Source organism: Inquilinus sp. CA228 (assembly GCF_052078665.1).
In the GTDB taxonomy this organism is placed as follows: domain Bacteria; phylum Pseudomonadota; class Alphaproteobacteria; order DSM-16000; family Inquilinaceae; genus Inquilinus.
In genome coordinates this window covers 1-6986 of record NZ_JBQJIK010000151.1, presented here as the reverse complement: position 1 = coordinate 6986, position 6986 = coordinate 1, and the positions used below count along the sequence as shown (strand labels likewise).

At 68.0% G+C, this 6986-nt stretch carries 6 protein-coding genes; all 6 read left to right on the top strand.

Translation table 11 applies throughout. From position 1 onward, the window contains the following. A partial coding sequence (locus tag ACTOWL_RS37385) for an NAD(P)(+) transhydrogenase (Re/Si-specific) subunit beta (RefSeq protein WP_441326384.1) occupies nt 1–605 on the top strand: 605 nt, incomplete at its 5' end. A gap of 210 nt (nt 606–815) precedes the next feature. Next, entirely contained in the window at nt 816–1505 is a 690-nt protein-coding gene (locus ACTOWL_RS37380; RefSeq protein ID WP_441326383.1) for a GntR family transcriptional regulator, read from the top strand. A 57-nt stretch (nt 1506–1562) separates the two neighbouring features. Next, nucleotides 1563–3266: a thiamine pyrophosphate-binding protein gene (locus ACTOWL_RS37375; protein WP_441326382.1), complete on the top strand. Its 1704-nt coding sequence runs from the start codon at nt 1563–1565 to the stop codon at nt 3264–3266. Nucleotides 3267–3334: 68 nt separating this feature from the next. Beyond that, nucleotides 3335–4564, top strand: coding sequence for a formyl-CoA transferase (frc, locus tag ACTOWL_RS37370; protein ID WP_441326381.1), 1230 nt, complete (start codon nt 3335–3337; stop codon nt 4562–4564). 84 nt (nt 4565–4648) lie between these two features. Then, nucleotides 4649–6799 (top strand): acetate--CoA ligase family protein, encoded by a 2151-nt coding sequence (locus ACTOWL_RS37365; RefSeq protein WP_441326380.1) that lies wholly within the window; start codon nt 4649–4651, stop codon nt 6797–6799. Nucleotides 6800–6859: 60 nt separating this feature from the next. Beyond that, nucleotides 6860–6986: ATP-grasp domain-containing protein (locus ACTOWL_RS37360; protein ID WP_441326222.1), on the top strand; the 127-nt coding region annotated here is incomplete at its 3' end.

Below are 6986 nucleotides of genomic sequence, written 5' to 3'. Positions count from 1 at the left end.
CGATCATCAACGTGATCCTGGGCGGCTTCGGCGGAGACTCCAGCGCCGCGGCGGCCGGCGGACCGGCGGGCGACCGTGCGGTGAAGCAGGGATCGGCGGAGGACGCGGCCTTCGTGATGAAGAACGCGCGGTCGGTGATCATCGTGCCGGGCTACGGCATGGCGGTGGCCCAGGCGCAGCATGCCTTGAGGGAGATGTCGGACCTGCTGAAGAAGGAGGGGGTGGATGTGCGCTATGCCATCCACCCGGTGGCGGGCCGCATGCCGGGGCACATGAACGTGCTGCTGGCGGAAGCCAACGTGCCCTATGACGAGGTGTTCGAGCTGGAGGAGATCAACCGCGACTTCGCCCAGGCCGACGTGGCCTTCGTGATCGGGGCGAACGACGTGACCAACCCGGCGGCGAAGACCGACCCGGCGAGCCCGATCTACGGCATGCCGATCCTGGATGTGGAGAACGCCAAGACGGTGCTGTTCGTGAAGCGCTCGATGGCCTCGGGCTATGCCGGCGTCGAGAACGAGCTGTTCTTCCGCGACAACACCCTCATGCTCTTCGGCGACGCCAAGAAGATCAGCGAAGACGTGGCGAAATCTCTCGCCGCCTGAGTTTCAAGGTTTCCTCCGACTGGGCCGTGTCATGCCGTGGCACGGCCGTCTTTTTGCACTGCAACATAAAGTTTCGACAGGGCGCAGTAAAAAAGACGATCGCATCCGCTTTCCCGGCTTGCCGGACCGATTCTTCTGGTATACAAAATTCTGAATTCAGTCGACCAAAGAGCTTCAACAGCCGGTCGCACGATCTGGGACGGAACGCAGATGCTGGTGGATGGGGTGACGCTCGATGTCGCGCCGCTGGCCGCCAAGGCCAGCTACAAGGCCAAGGCGTACCAGGCCCTGCGCGACGCGATCGTGCGCATGAACATCTACGGCCACAGCCGTCCGATCCGGATCGACGAGCGGCAGCTGTGCGAGGCGCTGGGCATCAGCCGGACCCCGGTGCGCGAGGCGATCGCGTTGCTGGAGCAAGAGGGCCTCGTCCGGTCGATGCCGCGGCGCGGCGTGTTCGTGGTGCGCAAGACCCGGGACGAGATCCGCGAGCTGATCGTGGTCTGGGCCGCGCTGGAGGGCATGGCCGCCCGCCTGGCGGCGACGCAGGCCGGCCCGGCCGGGATCGAGGAGCTGCGGGCCATGATCGCCGGCCAGGCGGCGGAGGCGGATGCGCCGGACCGCTTCGCCGCCGCCAACATCGATTTCCATCAGGCGCTGATCCGCCTCGGCGGCTGCGCCCTGATCACCGAGATGACTGAGTCCCTGTTCCTGCACATCCGCGCCATCCGCTGGTCCCTGATCGGCCGGCCGGAGCGGGCCGAGCGATCGGTGGCGGACCACGCCGCCATCGTCGAGGCCCTGGCGCGGCGCGACGGGGATCTCGCCGAGACGCTGGTCCGCAACCATGCCCTCGACCTGTCGCGGTCGGTCGAGCGGCACGGGACCGGCTTCGAATGACCGCTCGGCGCCACGCGGTGCCGTGCATCCCGAGCAAGAGGTGAGGAGGAAGCGATCATGCCCGATACGACAGTGAAGGAAGCGGCCGCGACAGAGGAGGTCATCTCCGGCGGTCACCTCGTGGCCAAGGCGCTCAAGGCCGAGGGCATCGACACCATCTTCACCCTCTGCGGCGGCCACATCATCGACATCTATGACGGCTGCCTGGACGAGGGCATCCGCATCATCGACGTCCGGCACGAGCAGGTCGCGGCCCATGCCGCCGACGGCTATGCCCGCGTCACCGGCAAGCCCGGCTGCGCCGTGGTCACCGCCGGCCCGGGCACGACCGACGCCATCACCGGCGTCGCCAACGCCTTCCGCGCCGAGAGCCCGTTCCTGCTGATCGGCGGCCAGGGCGCGCTGGACCAGCACAAGATGGGGTCGCTGCAGGACCTGCCGCATGTCGACATGATGAAGTCGATCACCAAGTTCGCGGCCAATGTGGTGACCACCGAGCGCGTCGCCGACATGTGCTCGATGGCCTTCCGCGAGGCCTTCGCCGGCGCCCCCGGCCCGGTCTATCTCGAGATCGGCCGCGACATCCTGGACGGCCATGTGCCGCTGAAGAAGGCGGTGCTGCCGAAGCCCGGCCACTACCGCTGGTCGACCAAGAGCATCGGCGATCCGCGCGATGTCGAGAAGCTGGCCGACATCCTGGTCCATGCCAAGAAGCCCTGCATCCTGCTCGGCCAGCAGGTCTGGACCTGCCGGGCGGCTGACGACGCGATCAACCTCGTCCGCACCCTCAACATCCCGGCCTTCATGAACGGCGCCGGCCGCGGCACGCTGCCGCCGGGCGACCCGCACCACTTCCAGCAGACCCGGCGCTACGCCTTCGACAACGCCGACGTGATCATCATCGTCGGCACGCCCTTCGACTTCCGCATGGGCTACGGCAAGCGCCTCGGCCGCAACGCCACGGTGGTGCAGATCGACCTCGACTACCGCACCGTCGGCAAGAACCGGGACGTCTCGCTCGGCCTGGTCGGCGATTGCGGCGCCATCTTCGCCGCCGTCACCCAGGCCACCACCGGCCGGGTCGACAACGGCGCCAAGGGCCGCGAGCCCTGGCTCGAGGAGCTGCGGGTCGAGGAGGCGAAGATGGAGGCGGCGCGGCTGCCCAAGCTGCGCTCCGACGCCTCGCCGATCCACCCGCTGCGCCTGGCCTATGAGCTGAACGAGTTCCTGACCGACAACACCGTCTATATCGGCGACGGCGGCGACGTCGTCACCTTCTCCGGCGGCGTGGTCAAGCCGCGCACCCCGGGCCACTGGATGGATCCCGGCCCGCTCGGCACCCTCGGCGTCGGCGTGCCCTTCGCCATGGCGTCGAAGATCGCCCAGCCGGAGAAGGAGGTGCTCTGTCTGTTCGGCGACGGCACCTTCAGCCTGACCGGCTGGGACTTCGAGACCATGGTGCGGTTCAACCTGCCCTTCATCGGCGTGGTCGGCAACAACTCGCACATGAACCAGATCCGCTACGGCCAGATCCAGAAATACGGGCCGGAGAAGGGCAATGTCGGCAACAAGCTCGGCGACGTCCAGTACTCGAAATTCGCCCAGATGCTCGGCGGCTACGGCGAGGAGGTCCATGAGGCCAGCCAGATCCGCCCGGCGCTGGAGCGGGCGCGGGAATCGGGCAAGCCGTCGCTGATCAATGTGTGGATCGACCCCGACGCCTACGCCCCGGGGACCATGAACCAGACCATGTACAAGTAAGCGGCCGCGGGCGCGGGCTTACACAGCCGCCCGCGCCCACCCTGCACGGCAAACACGGGAGAGAGACCATGGGTAAGGCCCTGGATGGGGTGCGCGTTCTCGACATGACTCACGTCCAGTCGGGACCCTCGGCGACGCAGATCCTGGCGTGGTTCGGGGCGGATGTGATCAAGGTGGAGATGCCGGGCCGCGGCGACATCACGCGCTCGCAGCTGCGCGACAAGTCGAATGTCGACAGCCTCTACTTCACCATGCTGAACAGCAACAAGCGCAGCATCACCATCAACATGAAGTCGCCGCAGGGCCAGGAGGCCTTCATCAAGCTGCTCGAGCAGTCCGACGTGCTGGTCGAGAATTTCGGCCCCGGCGTGCTCGACCGTCAGGGTTTCCCCTGGGACAAGATCCAGAAGATCAACCCGCGGGTGATCTACGCCTCGGTCAAGGGCTTCGGCCCCGGCCCCTATGTCGACTGCAAGGCCTATGAGACGGTGGCCCAGGCGATGGGCGGATCGATGAGCACGACCGGCTGGCTCGACGGCCCGCCGACCGCGACCGGCGCGCAGATCGGCGACAGCGGCACCGGCATGCATCTGGTCGCCGGCGTGCTCGCCGCGCTGTTCCAGCGCACCCAGACCGGCCTGGGCCAGCGGGTCGAGGTGGCGATGCAGGACTGCGTGCTGAACCTCGTGCGGGTCAAGATGCGCGACCAGCAGCGCCTCGTCCACGGCCCCTTGCGCGAATACCCGAACACCGAATTCGGCGAGGCCGTGCCGCGCTCCGGCAACGCCTCGGGCGGCGGCCAGCCGGGCCAGGCGCTGGTCTGCGCCCCCGGCGGCGAGAACGACTACGCCTATGTCATCATCCAGCCGCAGGGCTGGGCGCCGCTGATGCGCCTGGTCGGCCGCGAGGAGCTGATCGAGGACCCGGCCTATGCCACGCCGGAGGCGCGGCTGAGCCATCTGCCCGATTGCTTCGGCGTCATCCAGGCCTGGACCAGCCAGCGCAGCAAGATCGAGGTGATGAAGGCGCTGAACGAGATCGACGTGCCCTGCGGCCCGATCCTCAGCATGAAGGACCTGGTCGAGGACCGCTCGATGTATGACCGCGGCATGCTGGTCGAGGTGCCGCATCCCGAGCGCGGCAACTACGTCCAGGTCGCCTCGCCGATCCGCCTGTCCGCCAGCGACGTGCCGGTCGAACGCTCGCCGCTGCTGGGCGAGCACACCGAGGAAATCCTGGCCTCGGTCGGCTTCGACGCCGACGCCATCGCCGCGATGCGCACCGCCGGCGCGATCTGATCTGAGCTGATCACGACAAACGGCCGGGCAGCCTCAGGCCGGTCCGGTCCTCCCCAAGACATCCTTTGCTGAGCGAGGACCGCCATGAATGGCCATGTTGACGTCCTGGACGATGCCAGGACGACCGCCCGCAGCATTCTCGAAACCGTCAAGCGCGAAGGGCGCACCAGCCTGACCGCGCCCGAGGCCCGCGAGCTGTGCGAGGCCTGGCAGATCCCGATCCCGAAGGAGGCGCTGGCGACCACGGCCGACGAGGCCGCGGCCCAGGCCGCGGCGATCGGCTTCCCGGTGGTGCTGAAGATCGTGTCGCCGCAGATCCTGCACAAGACCGAGGCCGGCGGCGTGCTGGTCGGGGTCAAGAATGCCGACGACGTCCGCGCCGGCTTCAAGCGCATCGTCGAGAGCGCCGGCCGCTACGACCCGAAGGCCGAGATCCTCGGCGTCCAGGTCCAGCAGATGCTGGTCGGCGGGCAGGAGGTGATCGTCGGCGCGGTCACCGACCCCAGCTTCGGCAAGCTGGTCGCCTTCGGCCTCGGCGGCGTGCTGGTCGAGGTCTTGAAGGACATCACCTTCCGCCTCGCCCCGGTCGACCGCACCGAGGCGCTGTCGATGCTGGACGGCATCCAGGCGGCGGCGATCCTGAAGGGCGTGCGCGGCGCGCCGCCGGTCGACCGCGAGGCGCTGTCCGACCTGATCGTCAAGGTCTCGCAGCTGGTGGATGCGGTGCCGGAGATCGTCGAGCTCGACCTCAACCCGGTCTTCGCCCGCACCGACGGCGCCATCGCCGCCGATGTCCGCGTGGTCGTCGATTTCGAGCCGAAGGAGGCCCGGCCGCGGCCGTCCTCCGAGGCCATCCTGGCCAAGATGAACCGGATCATGCGGCCCGACGCGGTCGCCGTGATCGGCGCCTCGGCCGAGGACGGCAAGATCGGCAATTCGGTGATGAAGAACCTGATCAACGGCGGCTACAAGGGCGCGATCTACCCGATCCACCCCAAGGCCGAGGAGATCCTGGGGCTGAAGGTCTACAAGAGCGTCAAGGATGTGCCTGGCAACATCGACATCGCCGTCTTCGCCATCCCGGCCAAGTTCGTGCCCCAGGCGCTGATCGAGGTCGGCGAGAAGAAGATCTCCGGCGCGATCCTGATCCCGTCCGGCTTCGCCGAGACCGGCGACCATGCGGCGCAGGAAGAGATCGTCGCCATCGGCCGCAAATACGACGTCCGGTTGATGGGCCCGAACATCTACGGCTTCTACTACACGCCGAAGAACCTGTGCGCGACCTTCTGCACGCCCTTCGACGTCAAGGGCCGTGCGGCCTTGTCGTCCCAGTCGGGCGGCATCGGCATGGCGATCATCGGCTTCAGCCGCTCGACCAAGATGGGCGTCTCGGCCATCGTCGGCCTCGGCAACAAGTCCGACATCGACGAGGACGACCTGCTGACCTTCTTCGAGCAGGACGACGCCACCGACGTGATCGCGATGCATCTCGAGGACCTGAAGGACGGCCGCGCCTTCGCCGACGTCGCCAAGGTGGTGTCGAAGAAGAAGCCGGTGGTGGTGCTGAAGGCCGGGCGCACCTCGCTCGGCGCGCGGGCGGCCAGCTCGCACACCGGGGCCCTGGCCGGCAACGACAAGGTCTATGACGACGTGCTGCGCCAGTCCGGCGTGATCCGGGCGAAGAGCCTGCAGGACCTGCTGCAATTCGCCCGCGGCATCCCGGTCTTGCCGACGCCGAAGGGCGAGAACGTCGTCATCATCACCGGCGCCGGCGGCTCGGGCGTGCTCTTGTCCGACGCCTGCGTCGACAACGACCTGCAGCTGATGGCGATGCCGGCGGATCTCGACACCGCGTTCCGCAAGTTCATTCCGCCCTTCGGCGCCGCCGGCAACCCGGTCGACATCACCGGGGGTGAGCCGCCGACCACCTACCGCAACACGGTGAAGCTGGGGCTGGAGGACGACCGCATCCACGCGCTGATCCTCGGCTACTGGCACACCATCATCACGCCGCCGATGGTGTTCGCGAAGGTGATCACCGAGGTGGTGGACGAGATGCGGGCCAAGGGCATCAACAAGCCGATCGTCGCCTCGCTGGCCGGCGACGTCGAGGTCGAGGAGGCGTCGCAATACCTCTACGACCACGGCATCGTCGCCTACCCGTACTCGACCGAGACGCCGGTCGCGGTGCTGGGCGCCAAGTACCGCTGGGCCCGCGGCGCCGGGCTGCTGTGATCTGATGGACGGAGGCCGGCCCCGTCGGTGGATGGGGCCGGCCGAGCGGAAGGGCAGGGAATGAACATCCACGAATATCAGGCGAAGGGGCTGCTGGGGCGCTATGGCGTTCCGGTGCCGCGCGGCGGGGTGGCGTACACGCCGGAGGAGGCGGTGCGCGTGGCGGAGGGTCTCGGCGGCGCGGTTT

What these genes read in the sequence shown, in the direction of transcription:
- ACTOWL_RS37380 (WP_441326383.1), top strand. Translation starts at nt 816, where the DNA reads ATGCTGGTGGATGGGGTGACGCTCGATGTCGCGCCGCTGGCCGCCAAG.
- ACTOWL_RS37375 (WP_441326382.1), top strand. Translation starts at nt 1,563, where the DNA reads ATGCCCGATACGACAGTGAAGGAAGCGGCCGCGACAGAGGAGGTCATC.
- frc (WP_441326381.1), top strand. Translation starts at nt 3,335, where the DNA reads ATGGGTAAGGCCCTGGATGGGGTGCGCGTTCTCGACATGACTCACGTC.
- ACTOWL_RS37365 (WP_441326380.1), top strand. Translation starts at nt 4,649, where the DNA reads ATGAATGGCCATGTTGACGTCCTGGACGATGCCAGGACGACCGCCCGC.